Genomic DNA, 17,657 nt, shown 5'->3' with positions numbered 1-17,657 from the left:
CCACCCGCGGCCTGCCGGTCTCAGCCGGATTGAGGCCGGCGCCGCCAGGTCTGCCGCGGTGCGAAACCGTCGCGGCGCAGCCAGTGTTCGGTGTAGACGATGCGGTCTGCCTCGACGACCACGAGGGTGTCGCGCGGCGGGTCGGTGAGCGGGCGGCCGCGTTCGGCGTGTTCGTTCTCCCAGCGGAACGCCGCCCAGTAGCCGGGGCGGTCCGGGTCGTCCGGGTCGAGCACCCGGGCCGTGCCGAACACCTGCGCGCCGCGGCTGCTGGCCAGGCCGACCAGCGGGGCGAAGACGCCCAGCGACACCCGCGGGTCGGCGGCGATGTTGCGCATCTTGGGGGAGCGCGGGGCGGCGGTGAACATCACCGCGAAGTCGAGCGGGTAGTAGCGCACCGGGGTGGCCAGCGGGCCGTCCGGGCCGGTGGTGGCGAGCACGCACATGTTCTGCGACGACAGCAGGTTGTGGATGCGCTCCTCCAGCCGGGGCCGGGGCAGGCGGCCGGTGGGGGCGGGCCCGGACAGCCAGGGGTGCGTCATCGGAGGAAGTCCAGCACCGCGGCGGCCACCGCAGCGGGTGCCTGTTCGGCCTGGTGGTGGCCGCTGTCGATGACCCGGTGCCGGAGCGGGCGGGCGAGCCAGGGTGCCCAGATCGCCGCCGGATCGCCGTGGATGTCCAGGTCGTCGGCGGCCGACTCGAGCAGCATCGCCGGGCACCGGACCTGGCGGCCGGCGGCCCGGTCGGCCTCGTCGTGGGCGCGGTCGATGCCCAGGCCGGCGCGGTAGTCCTCGCACATGCCGTGCACGACCGCGGGGTTGCGGAAGGCCGCCCACACGTCGGCGTGGTTGCCCTCGCCCATCTCGGCCGGCGTGGGGGTCTGATACCAGGCGTCCGGGTCGGCGCAGATCACGCGTTCCGCCGGCTTGTCGGTCTGGCCCAGGAACCACCAGTGCCACCAGGCCCGGGCGAACACCGCGTCCGTGCGTTCCAGATGCTCGACCACCGGCAGGCCGTCCATGACCACCAGGTGCGACACCGCGTCGGGGTGGTCCATCGCGGTCCGGAACGCGACCAGGGCACCCCGGTCGTGCCCGGCCACCGCGAACCGGTCGTGCCCGAGATGTGCCATCAGCCGGACGACATCCCGGGCCATCTCCCGCTTGCTGGACTGCGCGTGATCCGGCTCGTCCGGCGGCAGCGTGGAACCGCCGTAGCCGCGCAGGTCGGGGGCCACCACGACATGGTGCCGGGCCAGCCGCGGCGCCACCGCGTGCCAGGTCGTGTGCGTCCGCGGGTGCCCGTGCACCAGCACCACCGGCGAGCCGGCGCCGCCGTGCCGGACCCGCAGCGTGACGTCGCCGACATTCACCTGCTCCAGCCGGAAACCGTCGAACATCGGACCGACGCTACCCGAGACGCGAGCGACTAACCTCGCCCAGGTGGAGGCGCTCATCCGGGGCAGCGACTGGACCATGCGGGTGCTCGCGACCGTCCGGGACGCGCGGATTCCGGATGCGTGGGTGGGTGCCGGGCTGCTGCGCGATCTGGTCTGGGGTGAGCTGTTCGGGTCCGGGTTTCAACCTTCGGGCGTACGGGACATCGATGTTGCCTTTTTTGACCCGGCCGACCTGAGCCGTGCGCACGACGATCGGATGACGGCCCGGCTCGCGGCGCGGTGGCCGGAGGTGCCGTGGGAGGCGAAGAACCAGGCCGCGGTGCACACCTGGTACGCACGCAAGTTCGGGGGAGAGCCGGTTTCGCCGTTCCGGTCGGTCGCGGAGGCGGTGGCTACCTGGCCGGAGACGGCGACCGCGGTGGCGGTGCGGCTCGACGGCCGGGACGAACTGGAGATCTGCGCGCCGCTGGGGCTGGACGACCTGCTCGGCGGCGTGTGGCGGCGCAACCCGCGGCGGGTCGGCGTCGAACGGTCGCGGGAGCGGCTGGCCCGGCACCAGCCGGAGCGGCGGTGGCCGGGCGTGACGGTGATACCGCCGATCTGAAGGCTCGGGGAGGGCGACGGCGCGAGGTGGTGGGTCCTGACGCCGCCGCCCGGTATGCGAGGGGCCGGTATGCGAGGGGATGGATTACTTGCTGGGCTCGGGCACGTCGCAGGTGATCTTCGGGTTGACGCCGAGCCAGTTCAGCGGGCCGGCCACGATCGTCACCATCACGGTGCCGGCCTCGGCGCAGCTGGTGTCGCCGTTGTCGTTGAAGTAGCCGCGCTCGTAGGCGGCGATGCCACCCAGGAGCAACCAGATGATCAGAAGGACGGCGCCGATCGAGCCTGTGCGCATCGGGGGTCTCCTCGGTCGTGGGGATGGACCGGGGATACCCATACTGCTTCGATCTCTAAACGGTGTTGCGTACCGCCTGGAGGGTGTACGTGTGCGGCAGCCGCCACGGACGGTCGGTGAGCTGCCACTCGCCGTTCGGCAGCAGCGTCATCTGGCCGGGCAGCGCCTCCCACGGCACCGACTGGTGTTCCACCAGGCCGGTCAGCGTCAGGCCGGCGTCGAGGACCGCGGTGACGATCTCGCCGAGGCCGTGGTTCCACTCGTGGGTGGTGTTGTGGGTGAACTCGACGTCGGTGGACACGTACGAGCCGTTCTCGGTCCAGACCGTCGGCTCGGACCGCTCGAAGTACGGAAACTCGACCACCAGCGCGTCGGTGCGGGCGTCCTGGAGCGACCACAGCATCGGGTGGCCCTCGCGCAGGAACAGCCGGCCGCCGGGGCGCAGCAGCGACGCCACCACCCGGGCCCAGCGGGCCACGTCCGGCAGCCAGCACAGCGCGCCGATGCCGGTGAAGACGAAGTCGTAGCCGTCGCCCACCGCGTCCCGCGCGTCGTACACGTCGGACTGCACGAACCGCACGTCCGCGCCGGCCAGTTCGGCCACCTTGCGCGCCTCGATCAGCGACTTGTCCGAGAAGTCCAGTCCGGTCATGGTGGCGCCGAGCCGGGCCAGCGAGACCGTGTCGGTGCCGATATGACATTGCAGATGTACGCCGCGCAGCCCGGACAGGTCACCGAGGAGTTCCCGGTCGAAGCGCACCACATCACTCAGATGGGCCGGATCGTCCGCGAACCGGGCGACGCCGTAATCCGGAGAGGCGGCGTGTGCCGAGGCTCGGTCATTCCAGTTGGCCCGATTGACGTCCCGGTAGTCGTTCACACGGGCACCATAGACGCCACCGGGCCCGGAGCGCCGTAGAGTTTCCCAGGTCGGCGGACTTGCGAGGGACGAGGTGCAGGGTTGGAGAACAGGCGTACCACGGTGCGTGACGTGCGCCGGGCGAATCGGTCCAGCCTGCTCACCGATCTGTTCCACGGCGGCCTGCAGAGCCGCCAGCAGCTCGCCGCCACCACCGAGCTGAGCCAGGCCAGCGTCAGCAACCTGATCGGCGAGATGCTCGAGGAGGGCCTCGTCGAGGAGGCCGGCCTGGTCGGCTCCGACGGCGGCCGGCCGCGGGTGCTGCTGCGGGTGCGTCCGGAATTCCGGTACGTGGTGGGCGCCGACGTGTCCGAGACGCGCATCCTGGTGGAGCTGTACGACCTGGAGATGACCCGGCGGGCGGCGTCGACGTTCCAGCACGACGACGACCCCGCGCAGGTGGCCGCCCAGCTGCAGGACGGCCTGGCCGCGGTGATCGCCGAGGCCGGTGTCGATCCGGCCGAGGTGCTGGGCTTCGGCGTGGGTGTGCCGGGCGTGGTCGACTCCGGCCTGGTCGACTCGCAGTCGACCGGCTGGGACGCGGTGCCGCTGGGCGAGATGCTGGCGTCCGGCACCGAGGTGCCGGTCTTCGTGGAGAACGGCGCCAAGACCTTCGGTCAGGCGGAGATGTGGTTCGGCGCGGGGCGCGGGGCACGGCACGCGGTCATCATCATGATCGGTACGGGTGTGGGCGCGGCCGTGGTGATGGACGGGCGCTCCTACCGAGGGGCCAACAGCAACGCCGGCGAGTGGGGGCACACCACGCTGGTGTACGAGGGCGAACTGTGCCGCTGCGGAGCCCGGGGCTGCCTGGAGGCGTACGTGGGTGCGGACGGCATCGCCCGGCGCCTGGCCGACGCGACCGGTCGCCCGTACACCCAAGATCTTTTGACCGACCTGCTGGCCGCCGATCCGATGCCGCCGGCCGCGGCCGGGGTCTTCGCCGAGACCGCCGGTTACCTGGGTGCCGGGATCGCCGACTTGATCAACCTGTTCAGCCCGGAGCGGATCGTGCTCGGCGGCGTGGCCGGTTCGGTGCTGGGCGAGCGCTTCCTGCCCGAGATCCGCGCGGCCGCGGCCCGGCACGCGCTGCGCCGCCCCTACGCCCGCACCAGCATCGAGCTGTGCACGCTGGGCGCCGACGCGGTGGCGATGGGCGCGGCCACCCTCCCGATCGCCCAGGTGCTGGCGGACGGCGGCCTGCCCGAGCCCGACGAGCCGATGCTGGCCCTGCCGCCCCGCCCGCGCCGGCCACCGGAGCGCAGCAGCCGCCGGTGAGACCGGCCCGACAGCCGGCAAGGCTCAGGTCCGGCCGTGGCGCGCCGAAATCATCGGCCGTGAGCGCCGGTGTCGCCTGGCCGGCCGATCCGGGCGCCGACCCGGCCACGCTGGTGGCCCGGGCCGACGCCGCGATGTGCGAAGCCAAGCGCCGCCGGCACGCGGGCCGGCCGGCGGCCCAGGATCAGCCGCGGGTCCGGGTGATGGTGTCCCGGTACCAGAGGGCGCTCTGTTTGGGCGTGCGCCGCTGACTCTGGTAGTCGACGTGCACGATGCCGAACCGCTTCGCGTAGCCCTCGGCCCACTCGAAGTTGTCCAGCAGCGACCAGGCGAAGTAGCCCCGGATGTCGGCGCCCTCCCGACGGGCGTCCGCCACCGCGGCGATGTGCGCCGCCAGGTACGCGGTCCGGTCGTCGTCGGCGACGTACCCCGAGGCGTCCGGCTTGTCGTCGAACGCGGCGCCGTTCTCGGTCACCACCAGCGGCAGGCCGGGGTAGTCGCGGTGCAGCCGGACCAGCAGCCGGGTGAAGCGCTCCGGGGTGATCGGCCAGTCCATCGCGGTCCGGGCCACGTCCGGCAGGATCGGGCGGACCACCGGATCGCCCTGCTCGTCGTGGGTGTTGCCGTCCGGGTCGGTGCCGGCGAAGTCCTGTCCGAAGTAGAAGTTCACGCCCAGCAGGTCGAACGGCGCCGAGATGACCTCCAGGTCGCCGTCGTGCACCGGGAACGCCGATCCGCGCGCGGCCAGGTCGGCCACCACGTCCGCGGGGTAGCGGCCGTACCGCAGCGGGTCGAGGTAGATCCGCAGGCCCATGCCGTCGGCCCGGCGGGCCGCTTCGCGGTCGGTGTCGGTGTCCGACGCCGGGTCGGCGGTGCCCATGTTCAGCGTGATCCCGTACGTGTGCGGCCGGCTCTGCGCCGCCTGCATCCGCTGGGTGGCCAGGCCGTGTCCGAGCAGCAGGTGGTGCACCGCGTGCAGGGCGTCGTCGAAGTTGCGCCGCCCCGGCGCGTGCACGCCGACCTGGTAGCCCAGCCACGCCGAGCACCACGGCTCGTTCAGCGTGGTGAACGTGTCCACCCGGTCCTGGAGCTTGTCGAACACCAGCATGGCGTAGTCGGCGAACCGGTACGCGGTGTCCCGGACCGGCCAGCCGCCGGCGTCCTCCAGCTCCTGCGGCAGGTCCCAGTGGTACAGCGTGACGAACGGGTCGATGCCGTTGGCCAGCAACTCGTCCACGAGCCGGTCGTAGAACGCCAGGCCCGCCGGGTTGGCCGGGCCGCGACCGCCGGGCTGCACCCGGGGCCAGGACACCGAGAACCGGTACGAGTCCACGCCGAGGCTCTTGATCAGGGCGACGTCCTGCGGCATCCGGTGGTAGTGGTCGCACGCCACGTCGCCGTTGTCGGCGCCCACGACGGCGCCCGGCACCCGGCAGAACGTGTCCCAGATGGACGGTGTGCGGCCGTCCTCGAGAGCGGCGCCCTCGATCTGGTAGGCGGACGTGGCGACGCCCCAGCGGAACGAGGGCGGCAGGGCCGTCGCGGGCAGCGCGACGGCCGGTGCGGTGCTGGTGGGATTCAATTTTTCTCCAGAGGGATGGGAACGGGATGGAGCCAGCACGCGACGGAACGGCCGGCCCCGGTCAGGTGCTCCGGGCGGCCCAGGACCGGGATGGCGGTGGAACACGGTTCGAAGGCCCTGGGGCAACGCGGGTGGAACGAGCACCCCGGGGGCATGCCCGCGAGGTCCGGCGGTGAACCGGGGATTCCGGACAGCTCGCGGCGCGGGCCGCGCAGCGCCGGGAAGGAGCTGAGCAGCCCTTTCGAGTACGGGTGCAGCGCGTCGCGGTAGATGGTGGCCGCGGGCGCCTCCTCGACGATACGGCCGCCGTACATGATCGCGATCCGGTCCGAGAACTCGACCAGCAGCGACAGGTCGTGCGTGATGAAGATGACCGAGAAGCCGAGCCGTTCGCGCAACTCGATGAGCTGGCCCAGGATCTGCCGCTGCATCACCACGTCGAGCGCCGTGGTCGGCTCGTCCATGATGACCACCTGCGGCTGGAGGATCAGCGCCATCCCGATCATCACGCGTTGCCGCATCCCGCCGGAGAGCTGATGGGGGTACGCGTCCATCCGGTCCGGTGCGATGCCGACCAGCTTGAGCATCTCCCGCGCCCGGGCGGTGCGGCTGTGCTCGCTCATCGACGGCTGGTGCGCCCGGAGCACGTCGGTCAGCTGGGTGGAGATCCGGTGCACCGGGTTGAGCGAGTTCATCGCGCCCTGGAACACGATCGCGACCTCGTTCCAGCGGAACTCGCGCAGCCCCCGGTCGGAGAGCCCCAGCACGTCGTACGGTTCCGCCTGGCCGGGGTGGTAGATCACGTCGCCGCCGGTGATCACGCCGGGCGGGGCGAGCAGCCGGGTCATCCCGTACGCGAGTGTCGACTTGCCGGACCCGCTCTCGCCGGCCAGCCCGAGCACCTCGCCGCGGTGCAGGGTGAGGTTGACGTCCCGGACCGCGTGCACGGCCTTGCCGCCGAGCCCGTAGTCCACGTTCAGGTTGCGGATCTCGAGAACCGGCTGCTTCATGAACCGACCTTTCGGGCGACCGGGGTGGCGACGTACCGGGCCTGCGTGTGCGGCGACGAGGACTGGTCCAGGACCGGGGTGAAGCCGATCCGCATCCGTACGGTGCCGCCGGCCGCGGTTCTGAGCTTGGTCTTGCCGGCGCTGCGCAGTCGCGGGCTGACGAACTCGTCGATACCGAAGTTGATCAGCGAGAGGGCGGTGCCGAGGACCGCGATGGCCAGCCCGGCGGGCACGAACCACCACCACGCGTTCTGGCCGAGCGCCTGCTGGCCCTGCGCCCAGAACAGGATGGTGCCCCAGTTCCAGCCGTTGTTCGAGGTGATGCCGATGAACGCCAGGGTGATCTCGGACAGCACCGCGAAGATGACCGTGCCGACGAAGCCCGAGGCGATCACCGCGGTGAGGTTGGGCAGCAGCTCGAAGACGATGATCCGCCAGGTCTTCTCGCCGGTGGCCCGGGACGCCTCGACGAAGTCCCGCCGGCGCAGCGAGAGCGTCTGCGCGCGCAGCACCCGGGCGTTCCAGGACCACGAGGTGAGGCCGATGACCAGGGCGATCAGGGTGTCGCTGGCGTTGTTCAGCACCGAGGTGATGATGATCATCAGCGGGATCGCGGGGATCACCAGCACCACGTTGGTGAGCACCGAGAGGCTGTCGTCGGCCTTGCCGCCCAGGTAGCCGGCCGTGACGCCGATCAGCACTGACAGCGTGGTGGCGATGATGCCGGCCAGGAAGCCGACGTACATCACGCTGCGGGTGCCGACCAGGATCTGGCTGAACACGTCCTGGCCGAGGTGGGTGGTGCCGAACCAGTGCGCGGCCGACGGCGCCTGCACCAGGTCGTTGCTGCGGGCGCTGGGGTCGTACGGCGCGATCCACGGCCCGATGATGGCGAGCAGCACGTAGAGGCCGAGCACCGCGAGACCGGTGGCCGCCTTGCCGTTGCGCAGGAACAGGAACCGCTGCCGCTTCGGCTTGGTGGCCGGCTGCGCCATCGCGCCCTGGCCGGGGATGACCTGGTCGAGGCTGGAGGTGGGAATGGCCATCGGGTCAGCCCTCCTTGCGGGTGCGCGGGTCGAGGAGCAGATACGCCACGTCGGCCAGCAGGTTCGCCACCAGCACCGAGATGGTGATGACCAGGAAGATGCCCTGCATCAGCGGGTAGTCCTTGGCGCCCAGCGCCTGCAGAAGCGTGAAACCCAGGCCCGGGTACGAGAAGACGATCTCGACCAGCAGGGTGCCGCCGACGATGAAGCCGAGCGCCAGCGCGAAGCCGGACACGTTGGGCAGCAACGCGTTGCGGGCCGCGTAGCTCAGCGCCACCCGCCGCTCGGACAGGCCCTTGGCGTGCGCGACCGTGATGTAGTCCTCGGACGACACGGTGACCATCATGTTGCGCATGCTGAGGATCCAGCCGCTGACCGACGAGATCAGGATGGTCAGCGCGGGCAGCAGGCTGTGCTGGATCGCGCTCGGGATGAAGTACTGGTCCCAGGCCGGCACCAGGCCGGAGTCGAAGCCGCCGGACGACGGGAAGAAGCTGTCCGGCCCGGCCAGCAGGTAGATCGCGATGATCCCCAGCCAGAAGTACGGCACCGAGGAGAAGAACGTGGTGACCGGCAGCAGGCCGTCGGTCCACGAGCCGCGCCGCCAGCCGGCCAGCACGCCCAGGCCGGTGCCCAGCAGGAAGCTGATGATCGTGGTGACGCCGACCAGCAGCAGCGTCCACGGCAGCGCCTGCGTGATGATCTGCGAGACCGGCGCCGGGAAGAACGTGAACGACAGGCCCAGATCGCCCTGGAAGATCTGCTTCCAGTAGTCGAGGTACTGACTCCACAGGCTGCCCTGCTTGTCCAGGCCGAACAGCACGTACAGCGACGCGATGGCCTCGGAGCTCAGCTGGCCGCGGTACTTCGCGATCAGGGCCTGCACCGGGTCGCCCGGCACCATCCGTGGGATGAAGAAGTTCAGCGTGATCGCGGCCCACGCGGTGAACAGGTAGAACGCCATGCGCTGCAGGAAGTACTTCACGAGACGGCCTCCCGGTCGTACAGCCAGCACGCCGCCCAGTGGCCGGGCGCGTCGCCGATCTCGAGGCGTACCGGCAGGTCGGTGGAGCACCGGGGCATGGCCGTCGGGCAGCGCGGGTGGAAGCGGCAGCCGCTCGGCGGGTTGATCAGGCTGGGCGGCTCGCCGTTGCCGCGGTCCTCGTCCAAAGGATCGACATCGCCGGTGAGGCGGTCCGGGTCGGGCGCCGAGTCGATCAGCAGCCGGGTGTACGGGTGCGCGGGGGTCTGCGTCACCGTCTCGCTGTCGCCGCCCTCGACCATTCGCCCCGCGTACATGACCAGGGTTTGATCGGCGAAGTAACGGGCCGACGCGATGTCGTGGGTGATGTAGAGGATGGCCAGGTTGAGGCGCTCCTTCAGGTCGCGCAGCAGGTTCAGCACGCCGAGCCGGATCGAGACGTCCAACATGGACACCGGCTCGTCGGCGAGCAGCGCCTCCGGCCGGGCACCGAGCGCGCGGGCGATGGCCACCCGCTGGCGCTGGCCGCCGGAGAGCTCGTGCGGGAACTTGTCCAGGTACCGCTCGGGCGGGGTGAGGCTGACCCGGTTCAACAGGTCGTGCAGCGCGGGTTCGAGATCGCCGTTGTTGCCGTGCACGCGCAGCGCCCGGGTCAGGTGGTAGCGGATCGTGTGCACCGGGTTCAATGACGCGAACGGGTCCTGGAAGATCATCTGAACGCGCGAGGCGTACCGCCGGAACTGCCGGCCGCCGTGCACCGTGGTCGAGGCGCCGTGCAGCCGGATGTCGCCGCCGGTGCGCGGGTACAACTGGGCGAGCAGGCGGGCCACCGTGGACTTGCCCGAGCCGGACTCGCCGACCAGCGCGACCACGTGGCCGCGGCGCAGCGTGAGATGCACGTCGTCGACGGCGTGCACCGCGCTGCGCTGTTTCGAGAAGAGTTGGCGCAAGGCCCGGCGAACCGGGAAGTGCTTGGTCAGGCCGACGGCCTCCAGCACCACGTCCACGTCCTGGGTCGAAGTCATCGTGATTCCTCGTCAGGGGCCGGCCCCCGCGCGGACTGCCGCGCGGGGACCGGCGATCGCGGTCAGGAGTTGGCGGGCTTGAGCTTCAGCACGATCTGCAGGGCGTACGGCTGGGTGGGCTGCATGCCGCTGTACGGGTCGGCGTCCGACGGCCAGCCGGTCCAGTTCTTGGTGCTGTACGCGCCGCCGACGTTGTCCGCGCCGACCGGCAGCATCGGCACCTGCTCGACGAACACCTTCTGGATCGTGTTCATGGCCGCGGTGCGCTCGGCGTCGCTGGTCGAGTTCGCGTACGCCTTCAGCGCCGTGGTCGCCTCCGGGCTCTTGAACCGGCCGAAGTTGCCCTGCTGCGCGGCCGTGCCGAGCGGCTTGAGCAGCGCGCCGTCCATCACCGTCTGGTAGATGTCGTACGGCGTGGCGCCGCCGTTGGTCCAGCGCATGCTGGCCTCGAAGTCGCCCTTCTGCACGTTGGCGTCCCAGACGTCCTGGTTGGGCTTCTCGACGGTGGCCTCGATGCCGATCTCGGCGAAGTTGCTCTTGATGATCTCCAGCGTGGTCTGGTAGTCGGACCACGGCGCCGGGTCGCTGAGCTTGATCTTCACGGGCTTGCCGGCCGGGTCGTTCAGCGTGGTGCCGTTGAGTTTGTAGCCTGCGCTCGCCAGAAGGGCCTTGGCGCCCTCGACGTCCACTTTGAACGTCTTGCCTTGGTATTCGGGCGCGATGAACGCGTCACCGGCGCCGTCCGGCAGGCCGGTCACGCTCTTGATCTCGGGGTGGAAGTAGCTGGCCTCGGCCTGGTGGAAGATGTCGGTCCGGTTGATCACCATGTTCATGGCCTGACGCAGCTTCACGTCGTCGAACGGCTTGACCGTGGTGTTGATGTAGAGGCCGTGGATGCCGAGCACGCCGGGGGCCCACAGCTTGTGGTTCGCCGGGTCCTTGTCCACAAAGGTCGCCTTGGCGTTCGGGATGAAGACGAAGCTCCACTCCGACTCGCCGTTGGCCAGCGCGGTCGCCTGGGTGTCGTTGCCCGAGAACGACGTGTACCGCAGTTCCTTGACCTTGGGCAGTTCCTGCCAGTAGCCGCCGTCGGTGCGCACCGACAGCACCACGCCGGCCTGGGTGAACGACTTCAGCGTGTACGGGCCGGAGCCGACCGGGTTCTTGTTGACGTCGGTGGTCGGGTCGGCGATCTTCTCCCAGACGTGCTTCGGGACGATCGGGGTACTCGCCATGATCTTGTTCTGGTTCACGAACTGCGGCGTCTTGAAAGTCAGCTTCACGACGTTGCCGGCGACCGTGATGTCGCCGAACGGGATCGCGTGCTGGTTCAGCGCGTCGTTGCCCTTGATCAGCGTGAAGGTGTACGCGACGTCCTCGGCGGTGAGCGGCTGGCCGTCCGACCACTTCGCGCCGTCCCGGACGGTGACCTCCACCGACTTGTAGTCGTCGGCCCACTTGACCGCGCTGGCCAGCCACGGGGTGACCGGGTCGGCCGGCTTCACCGGGTTCCACTGGGTCAGCGGCTCGTAGAGCATCCACTTGTAGCCGAGCGCATTGGCCGAGGAGGTGCCCGCGAACGGGTTGTGGTTCTCGGTCTGGGTGCCGTTCGGCATGCCGATCTTCAGGAAGTCCACCGACTTGCTCGCGTTCGCGTTGTTGGCGTTCGGCGATTCACCGCACGCGGCGAGACCGCCGGTGGCGAGCACGCCCGCCACGGCGGCCGCGAACAGTTTCCTTCTCTGCATCGAAATACTCCTCATGAATCAACGGGGTTAGGGCGTGCGGCATCGCGGCGCCGGTCACGGACCGGCGTCGGAGGGAACGGAAGAGTGGGGTTGGTTTTAGGCGACGGTGGACGCGCGGGGGATGAAGCTCGTCGGGATGACGGTGGGGCTCTCGGGCAGGGGTGTGCCCTCGAAATGGGCGAGCAGGGTGCGGGCCGCGGCCTCGCCCATCTCGCGCAGCGGCTGGTGCACGGTGCTCAGCGGCGGCTGGGTGTGCGCCGCGGTCGGTATGTCGTCGAAGCCCACCACGGCCACGTCCTCCGGCACCTGCCGGCCGCTGTCGGCCAGTGCCTGCATGGCACCGAGCGCGGAGAGGTCGTTGTGGGCGAACACGGCGTCGAACTCCACCCCGGCGGCGAGCGCCCGCTGCACGCCCTCGGCGCCGCGGGCGACCGTGAAGTCGCCGAGGTACCAGCGATCCTCGGTGATCGGCCGGCCGGCCTCGGCGTAGATCGCAGCGAAGCCGGCCGACCGCTGCCGGGTGCAGCCGAACCGCTCGGGTCCGGTGATCACCAGCGGCCGCTGCCGGCCCAGGTCGAGCAGGTGGCGGGCGGCCGAGGCGGCGCCGTCGTGGTTGGTGGTGCCGACGCTCGGAATCTCGCCGGAGGTCTGGTCGCGATCGTCGATGAGCACGACCGGCAGGCCGCGGCGATGCAGGGTGGCGATGTAGTCGAGGGTGCCCTCGGGCTCGATGACCAGCAGGCCGTCGAACGACTTGGCGGAGACCTGCACGCCGAACTGGCGCATCGACTCCTCGCCCCGGTTGCAGGTGAACAGCAGCAGGCCGTACCGCTCGGTCTCCAGCACGTCGACCGCGCCCTGGAGCACCTCGCCGATCCACGGCCAGGTCAGCGACGGCACCAGCATGCCCACCACGCGGGTGCGCCCGCGGGCCAGCCCGACGGCCCGGGAACTCGGCACGTACCCGAGTTCCTCGATGACCGCCCGGACCCGGGCGGCGGTCGATTCGTCCAGCTCACCCTTGCCGTTCAGGACCCGGGACACGGTGGTCTTACTGACCTTGGCCCGGGCCGCGACATCGGCGATGGTGATCGGCACGCGTCCTCCAGTCTGCACGCCCTCATTGTCTCCGCCGGGCGGAGACTGATGTGTTGCACGGGTGTTTCGGAACCGGTTTCGGTACCGGTTCCGGCAGTTAACGGCAGTGCTCTGGCTCACGTCAATGAGAAACAAACTTTAATTAGGTTTCAGAACAATAACCGACTTCATATATATCGATTTATCAAGACGAAACCGGCGTGAGCTCGCATGCCAAGTGGGGCAGAACAATGCCCAATGGGGCATCCACGCAGAGCCCGGCGTACGGCTCGCCGCGGGTCACCCCGCGATTCACGATCGCCACCCGGATGCCGTCCCGGGCGGCCCGCAGCACGAACCGGCGGCCGGACATGACGGTCAGCGAGGAACCCAGCACCAGCAGCGTGCGGGCGCCGGCCACCAGGTCGAAACTGCGCGACACCCGCTCCGGCGGCACCGTCTCGCCGAAGTAGACGACGTCCGGCTTGAGCAGGCCGCCGCAGTCCAGGCAGTCGACCACGGTGAAGCCGTCCAGCGACTCGTCGGCCAGCTCGGCGTCGCCGTCCGCGTTGAACGCCGTGGCCACCCCGGCGAACTGCGGGTTGGCCGCGTCCAGCCGGTGCGACAGCAGCTCGCGCGGGGTGCTGCCGCCGCAGGCCAGGCAGGTGATCCGGGCCAGGTTGCCGTGCAACTCGACCACCTCGCGGGCGCCGGCCGCCTGGTGCAGACCGTCCACGTTCTGCGTGATGATGCCGCGCAGCAGGCCGGCCTGCTGGAACCGGGCGACCGCGCGATGGCCGTCGTTGGGCTGGGCCTCGCCGATCGTGCGCCAGCCCAGATGACTGCGCGCCCAGTAGCGGCGGCGGGCGACCGGGTCACGGGTGAAGGTCTGATAGGTCATCGGGGTGCTGCGCCGGGCCGAACCGGACGGTCCGCGGTAATCCGGGATGCCGGAGTCGGTGGACAGTCCCGCGCCGCTGAGGACGACCACGCCGCCGTCGGCCAGCCAGTCGCCCAACTCGGCCACCTGATCCACCACCTGAAGGTCCACGAGTCCCATAGTCCCTCGGGGGTGTGACAAACGAAGGTGGCACGCCAAACGCCGCAACCCGCGCGGTCCGTGCACGTTGCGGGCGGAAACGGTACGTTGATCCCGTGACGACAGTGGCGCGAGTGCTTCCCCGAGACTGGGACGGCCACCGCCTGCTGCGTTTTCTCGCCGGCCTCGCGATGCTGGCGCTCGCCTTCTCGGCGCCGGCCATGCCGGCGGTGGCTGCCGAGCCGGTCGCCATCGTCTCGATGGCTGAGACGGTGGACGAGACGCCGGTCACCCTGAGTGAGTCGGCTCCGGCCACTTCAGAGGTACGCGCGACGGCCGCGGGAGTGCTTCCCGAGGGCCTCCCGGTGCTGGCCGTCGCGGTGTTCGCGGTGGTGCTGACCGGACTCGCCCAGCGGGTCCGGATCCCGCGCGCACCCCCGGCGGTCTAGACCCGCCGCACCGCAGTTGGTGACGGGGACGCCGTGCCGGCCCTATCACGCATATCAAAAAACCACCCAGCGCTATCACCCACTTCTCCGTGAGGTGTTCCCTGTGGAAACCGCTCTGCACAGCTTCCTCGTCTCAGTACCGCAAGCCGCCGCACTGTGGCTGCTCATGCTGGTCGGGGTGATCGCCGCCGCCATGCTGCTGGCCCGCACCCGGCAGCCCGCCCGGCCGGCGCCACTGACCGAGGCGGAGGCCGATGCCCTGCGCTACGCCGGTGAGGTGGCCGTGGCCGCCGACCGGGCCGCGCTCACCGCCGAACGCCGCCGCGCCGAGTGGACCGCGGCGCAGGAGGAACTGGACGCCGCCTGGCGCGCCTACGACGAGGCCGACCGGATGGCCCGCGAGGTGGCTAAGGCCTGCGCCTACCCGCTGATGAGCCGGCGCCGCAAGCCCGGCGAGAACATCGAGCGGCAGCGTTACCTGCATCACGCCGCCACCGAGGCCTGCCGCCAGCGGCAACTGTCGATCGCCCAGCTGAACGACGTGTTCGCGCACCGCGGCTGGAATCCCCGGCTGCACCCGGTGGTGCAGGAGGCCGCGCTGCGCCAGGCGGTCCGCGAGAACCGGCTGGCCGGTTACCGGGCCGCGCAGGAGCGCGAGCGGCTCACCTGGCACGAGGCCGAGGCCGCCGCCGAGGCGTTGCGGAGCCTGCGGATCGAGGCCGCGGCGGCCGCGACCACCACGCGCGTCGATGCCGGGCAACCGGTCGCCGATGAACGTTGGTGGGCCGACCAGTGGACCACGGCAGAGCTGCCGGCGGCGGCCTAGAAGTCCTGTATGGAGGGCATTCGCATTCCCCCGCGAGTGTCGGTCAGGCCAGGTACCGTTGCCGCATTCGACCGCCGCGGCTTCGACGGTTAGGGGAAACGAGCGTGACGCAGACTCCGGCGGATGCCCCACTGCCCGTGGTCCGGATGCACCGGGCCGCGGTGGTGGAGGATGCGCTGCACGACATCGTCGAGCGCCGGCTGCGCAACCGCGGCTGGCGCCCGGTGATCACGGCGTACGCCGGTTACGGCGCGCCCGGCTGGGCCCGGGTGATGGGCCGGGTCGTGCTCACCCGGGGCGTACAGACCCAGAGGCAGCTGGAAAAGGTGCGCGGCTGGCGCAGCTTCATGAGCTCGCCGGTGGCCAGTGCCGTGGTGCGCATCGAGGTCGGCGGCAGCGTCACCGAGACCCGCACCGACCGCAGCGGCTACGTGGACTGCCGGGTCAAGGGCGACCTCGCGCCCGGCTGGGGCAAGGCGCGCCTGTTCATCGAGGGCGCCGACCCGGTCGAGGCGCCGATCCGGGTGGTCGACCCGGAGTGCCGGTTCGGCGTCGTCTCCGACATCGACGACACGGTGATGGTCACCGCGCTGCCGCGTCCGCTGCTCGCGGCGTGGAACACATTCGTCCTCGACGAGCACGCCCGCGCGGCGGTGCCCGGGATGGCGGTCCTCTACGAGCGGCTGATCACGGCGAACGCCGGCACCCCGGTGTTCTATCTCTCGACCGGCGCGTGGAACGTGGCGCCCACGCTCACCCGCTTCCTGTCCCGGCACCTTTATCCCGCCGGGCCGCTGCTGCTCACCGACTGGGGCCCGACGTCGGACCGCTGGTTCCGCAGCGGCCAGGAGCACAAGCGCAACACGCTGCGCCGCCTCTCCCAGGAGTTCCCGAACGTCAAGTGGCTGCTCATCGGCGACGACGGCCAGCACGACCAGGAGATCTACTCCGAATTCGCGCACGCCCACCCGGAAAACGTCGCGGCCGTGGCAATCCGCCGCCTGTCACCCACCCAGGCGGTGCTGGCCGGTGCCATCCCCGGCCCGGCCGGCTCACCCGAGGCGGTCGGCTCGGGCGGCAAGACATGGTTCACCGCGCCGGACGGCGCAGGGTTGTGGTCGCTACTCCGCGACACCGATGTCGTCTGAAGCCGACTCAGCCACTCGTTCGTGCAGGCGTGCCCGCACCTCGGCCGGGGTATACGCACGGCGCCGCCGTTCTGCCCGGGCCACCACGACTCCGGTGGCCGCCACGCCTGCCAATCCGGCCAACCCGACTACCTTCCACCAACGCATCATCCGAGGATAGACACGTGGACGCCGCTATAAGCCTGGACCAGGCCATCGACTTGACCCGAACCGGTGACATCTGGATATTTCGCGGACGATCCGGACCCGACCGCGCGATCCAGACGTTGACCAACAGCCCCGTGAACCATGTCGGCATGTCGCTGGTGATCGAGGACATGCCACCCCTGATGTGGCACGCCGAACTCGGCAAGTCCCTGCCCGACCTGTGGTCCGGCACGTTCCAGCGCGGCGTGCAACTGCACGACCTGCGGGACGCCGTCTCCGTGTGGGCACACCGCTACGGCCAGCGCGGCTGGCTGCGCCAGCTGGAGCCGTCGGTCACCCGGTCGATGGAGGACAAGGCCCTCACGACGGTGGCGAGGCTGGACGGCACGCCGTTCCCGTCCTCGGCCCAGCTGGCGTGGCGCTGGGTGCGCGGCCGGGTGCCGCAGATCCGCCCCCGCCGCTGGCCGCACCGGCCCGAGCGCCCGGTGAACGACGCCGACCTGGAGACGGCCTACTGCGCCGAGGTGGTCGCGGTCACCTATGAGGACATGGGCCTGCTGCCCCGGGGCCGCCAGCCGAACTGGTACGACCCGGGCCGCTTCTGGAGCGGCGACGCCCTGGACCTGTGCGCCGGCTTCACCCTGGGCGACGAGATCGAGGTCGACGTCCCCGCAAAGTAGCCCGCCGCCCAAGATCTCGGCTGCCGCACCACCAAACCCGGTAGCGCACTCCGCCAGTGCCGTGACCGGCATTCTCGGTCCCAGTCGGTGGTTCCCGGCAACCGAATGTCGGGACAGGCCCCCGCGCCGTGGCCGTCGTCCTGACAAGTGGACGATCGTTCCCGTCAGTCGGTAATTCCGCGGGAACAAAGCCACGGTCCGTCTAAAAGGTCGCGCCGCGGGTGGACCTTGTCGACTTCCTGTTCGACCGGAACGCAAACTCCACATGATCTCTGCAACCCGGCCGCCATCGCCCTGACGGCGGCGGGGTAGCCGTGCGCGAGCGCCAGCGGGGGACGTTTGCGGAAAGGCGCCGTACTGCGGGGCGGACGTGACATCGCGAGTCCACTACACCGCGGTCGCGGGTT

General features: G+C 70.6%; 18 protein-coding genes. 6 read left to right on the top strand and 12 right to left on the bottom strand.

Going from position 1 to position 17,657, the window contains the following annotated elements:
- Nucleotides 1-20: 20 nt before the first annotated feature.
- Both Ari01nite_RS01690 and Ari01nite_RS01685 read right to left on the bottom strand, forming a co-directional pair.
- Nucleotides 21-539 (bottom strand): pyridoxamine 5'-phosphate oxidase family protein, encoded by a 519-nt coding sequence (locus Ari01nite_RS01690; protein ID WP_203778728.1) that lies wholly within the window; start codon nucleotides 537-539, stop codon nucleotides 21-23.
- A complete protein-coding gene (locus tag Ari01nite_RS01685) occupies nucleotides 536-1,396 on the bottom strand; it encodes an alpha/beta hydrolase (protein ID WP_203778727.1) in 861 nt (286 codons plus the stop codon). The genes Ari01nite_RS01690 and Ari01nite_RS01685 overlap by 4 nt, the downstream gene beginning before the upstream one ends.
- Before the next feature lie 43 nt (nucleotides 1,397-1,439).
- Here Ari01nite_RS01685 and Ari01nite_RS01680 point away from each other — a divergent pair, with 43 nt between their 5' ends.
- Complete coding sequence (locus Ari01nite_RS01680; protein WP_239162403.1) at nucleotides 1,440-2,000, top strand: nucleotidyltransferase family protein; 561 nt, start codon at nucleotides 1,440-1,442, stop codon at nucleotides 1,998-2,000.
- An 84-nt stretch (nucleotides 2,001-2,084) separates the two neighbouring features.
- Here the strand turns inward: Ari01nite_RS01680 and Ari01nite_RS01675 are convergent, their stop codons facing one another.
- Nucleotides 2,085-2,294 (bottom strand): hypothetical protein, encoded by a 210-nt coding sequence (locus Ari01nite_RS01675; protein WP_203778726.1) that lies wholly within the window; start codon nucleotides 2,292-2,294, stop codon nucleotides 2,085-2,087.
- A gap of 55 nt (nucleotides 2,295-2,349) precedes the next feature.
- Nucleotides 2,350-3,174, bottom strand: coding sequence for a class I SAM-dependent methyltransferase (locus Ari01nite_RS01670; protein ID WP_203778725.1), 825 nt, complete (start codon nucleotides 3,172-3,174; stop codon nucleotides 2,350-2,352).
- Nucleotides 3,175-3,255: 81 nt separating this feature from the next.
- Here Ari01nite_RS01670 and Ari01nite_RS01665 point away from each other — a divergent pair, with 81 nt between their 5' ends.
- Nucleotides 3,256-4,491, top strand: a complete 1,236-nt coding sequence (locus Ari01nite_RS01665) for an ROK family transcriptional regulator (RefSeq protein ID WP_203778724.1) — start codon at nucleotides 3,256-3,258, stop codon at nucleotides 4,489-4,491.
- A gap of 184 nt (nucleotides 4,492-4,675) precedes the next feature.
- On the opposite strand, the gene Ari01nite_RS01660 is transcribed toward Ari01nite_RS01665, so the two are convergent.
- From Ari01nite_RS01660 to Ari01nite_RS01625, 8 genes are all read right to left on the bottom strand, one after another.
- Nucleotides 4,676-6,073: a GH1 family beta-glucosidase gene (locus Ari01nite_RS01660; protein ID WP_203778723.1), complete on the bottom strand. Its 1,398-nt coding sequence runs from the start codon at nucleotides 6,071-6,073 to the stop codon at nucleotides 4,676-4,678.
- Nucleotides 6,070-7,083, bottom strand: coding sequence for an ABC transporter ATP-binding protein (locus Ari01nite_RS01655; protein ID WP_203778722.1), 1,014 nt, complete (start codon nucleotides 7,081-7,083; stop codon nucleotides 6,070-6,072). Before Ari01nite_RS01655 ends, Ari01nite_RS01660 begins: the two co-directional genes overlap by 4 nt.
- Entirely contained in the window at nucleotides 7,080-8,129 is a 1,050-nt protein-coding gene (locus tag Ari01nite_RS01650) for an ABC transporter permease (RefSeq protein ID WP_203778721.1), read from the bottom strand. The genes Ari01nite_RS01655 and Ari01nite_RS01650 overlap by 4 nt, the downstream gene beginning before the upstream one ends.
- Before the next feature lie 4 nt (nucleotides 8,130-8,133).
- Nucleotides 8,134-9,114 (bottom strand): ABC transporter permease, encoded by a 981-nt coding sequence (locus Ari01nite_RS01645; protein WP_203778720.1) that lies wholly within the window; start codon nucleotides 9,112-9,114, stop codon nucleotides 8,134-8,136.
- Nucleotides 9,111-10,136: an ABC transporter ATP-binding protein gene (locus tag Ari01nite_RS01640; protein WP_203778719.1), complete on the bottom strand. Its 1,026-nt coding sequence runs from the start codon at nucleotides 10,134-10,136 to the stop codon at nucleotides 9,111-9,113. Before Ari01nite_RS01640 ends, Ari01nite_RS01645 begins: the two co-directional genes overlap by 4 nt.
- A gap of 62 nt (nucleotides 10,137-10,198) precedes the next feature.
- Nucleotides 10,199-11,884, bottom strand: coding sequence for an ABC transporter substrate-binding protein (locus tag Ari01nite_RS01635; RefSeq protein ID WP_203778718.1), 1,686 nt, complete (start codon nucleotides 11,882-11,884; stop codon nucleotides 10,199-10,201).
- A gap of 96 nt (nucleotides 11,885-11,980) precedes the next feature.
- A complete protein-coding gene (locus Ari01nite_RS01630; protein WP_203778717.1) occupies nucleotides 11,981-12,982 on the bottom strand; it encodes a LacI family DNA-binding transcriptional regulator in 1,002 nt (333 codons plus the stop codon).
- 184 nt (nucleotides 12,983-13,166) lie between these two features.
- A complete protein-coding gene (locus Ari01nite_RS01625; protein ID WP_203778716.1) occupies nucleotides 13,167-14,021 on the bottom strand; it encodes an NAD-dependent protein deacetylase in 855 nt (284 codons plus the stop codon).
- A gap of 95 nt (nucleotides 14,022-14,116) precedes the next feature.
- Here Ari01nite_RS01625 and Ari01nite_RS01620 point away from each other — a divergent pair, with 95 nt between their 5' ends.
- From Ari01nite_RS01620 to Ari01nite_RS01605, 4 genes are all read left to right on the top strand, one after another.
- Nucleotides 14,117-14,449, top strand: coding sequence for a hypothetical protein (locus Ari01nite_RS01620; RefSeq protein WP_203778715.1), 333 nt, complete (start codon nucleotides 14,117-14,119; stop codon nucleotides 14,447-14,449).
- 103 nt (nucleotides 14,450-14,552) lie between these two features.
- Nucleotides 14,553-15,275 carry a hypothetical protein gene (locus Ari01nite_RS01615; protein ID WP_203778714.1) on the top strand — a complete coding sequence of 241 codons (723 nt, stop codon included), beginning with the start codon at nucleotides 14,553-14,555 and terminating at the stop codon, nucleotides 15,273-15,275.
- A 146-nt stretch (nucleotides 15,276-15,421) separates the two neighbouring features.
- The gene (locus tag Ari01nite_RS01610; RefSeq protein WP_203778738.1) at nucleotides 15,422-16,423 is read left to right on the top strand and encodes an App1 family protein phosphatidate phosphatase; all 1,002 of its coding nucleotides are present in this window, start codon (nucleotides 15,422-15,424) and stop codon (nucleotides 16,421-16,423) included.
- Nucleotides 16,424-16,587: 164 nt separating this feature from the next.
- Nucleotides 16,588-17,250: a hypothetical protein gene (locus Ari01nite_RS01605; RefSeq protein ID WP_203778713.1), complete on the top strand. Its 663-nt coding sequence runs from the start codon at nucleotides 16,588-16,590 to the stop codon at nucleotides 17,248-17,250.
- Nucleotides 17,251-17,657: the final 407 nt, after the last annotated feature.

This window comes from Paractinoplanes rishiriensis (assembly GCF_016862375.1).
In the GTDB taxonomy this organism is placed as follows: domain Bacteria; phylum Actinomycetota; class Actinomycetes; order Mycobacteriales; family Micromonosporaceae; genus Actinoplanes; species Actinoplanes rishiriensis.
This window is presented reverse-complemented; position numbering and strand designations above follow the sequence as displayed.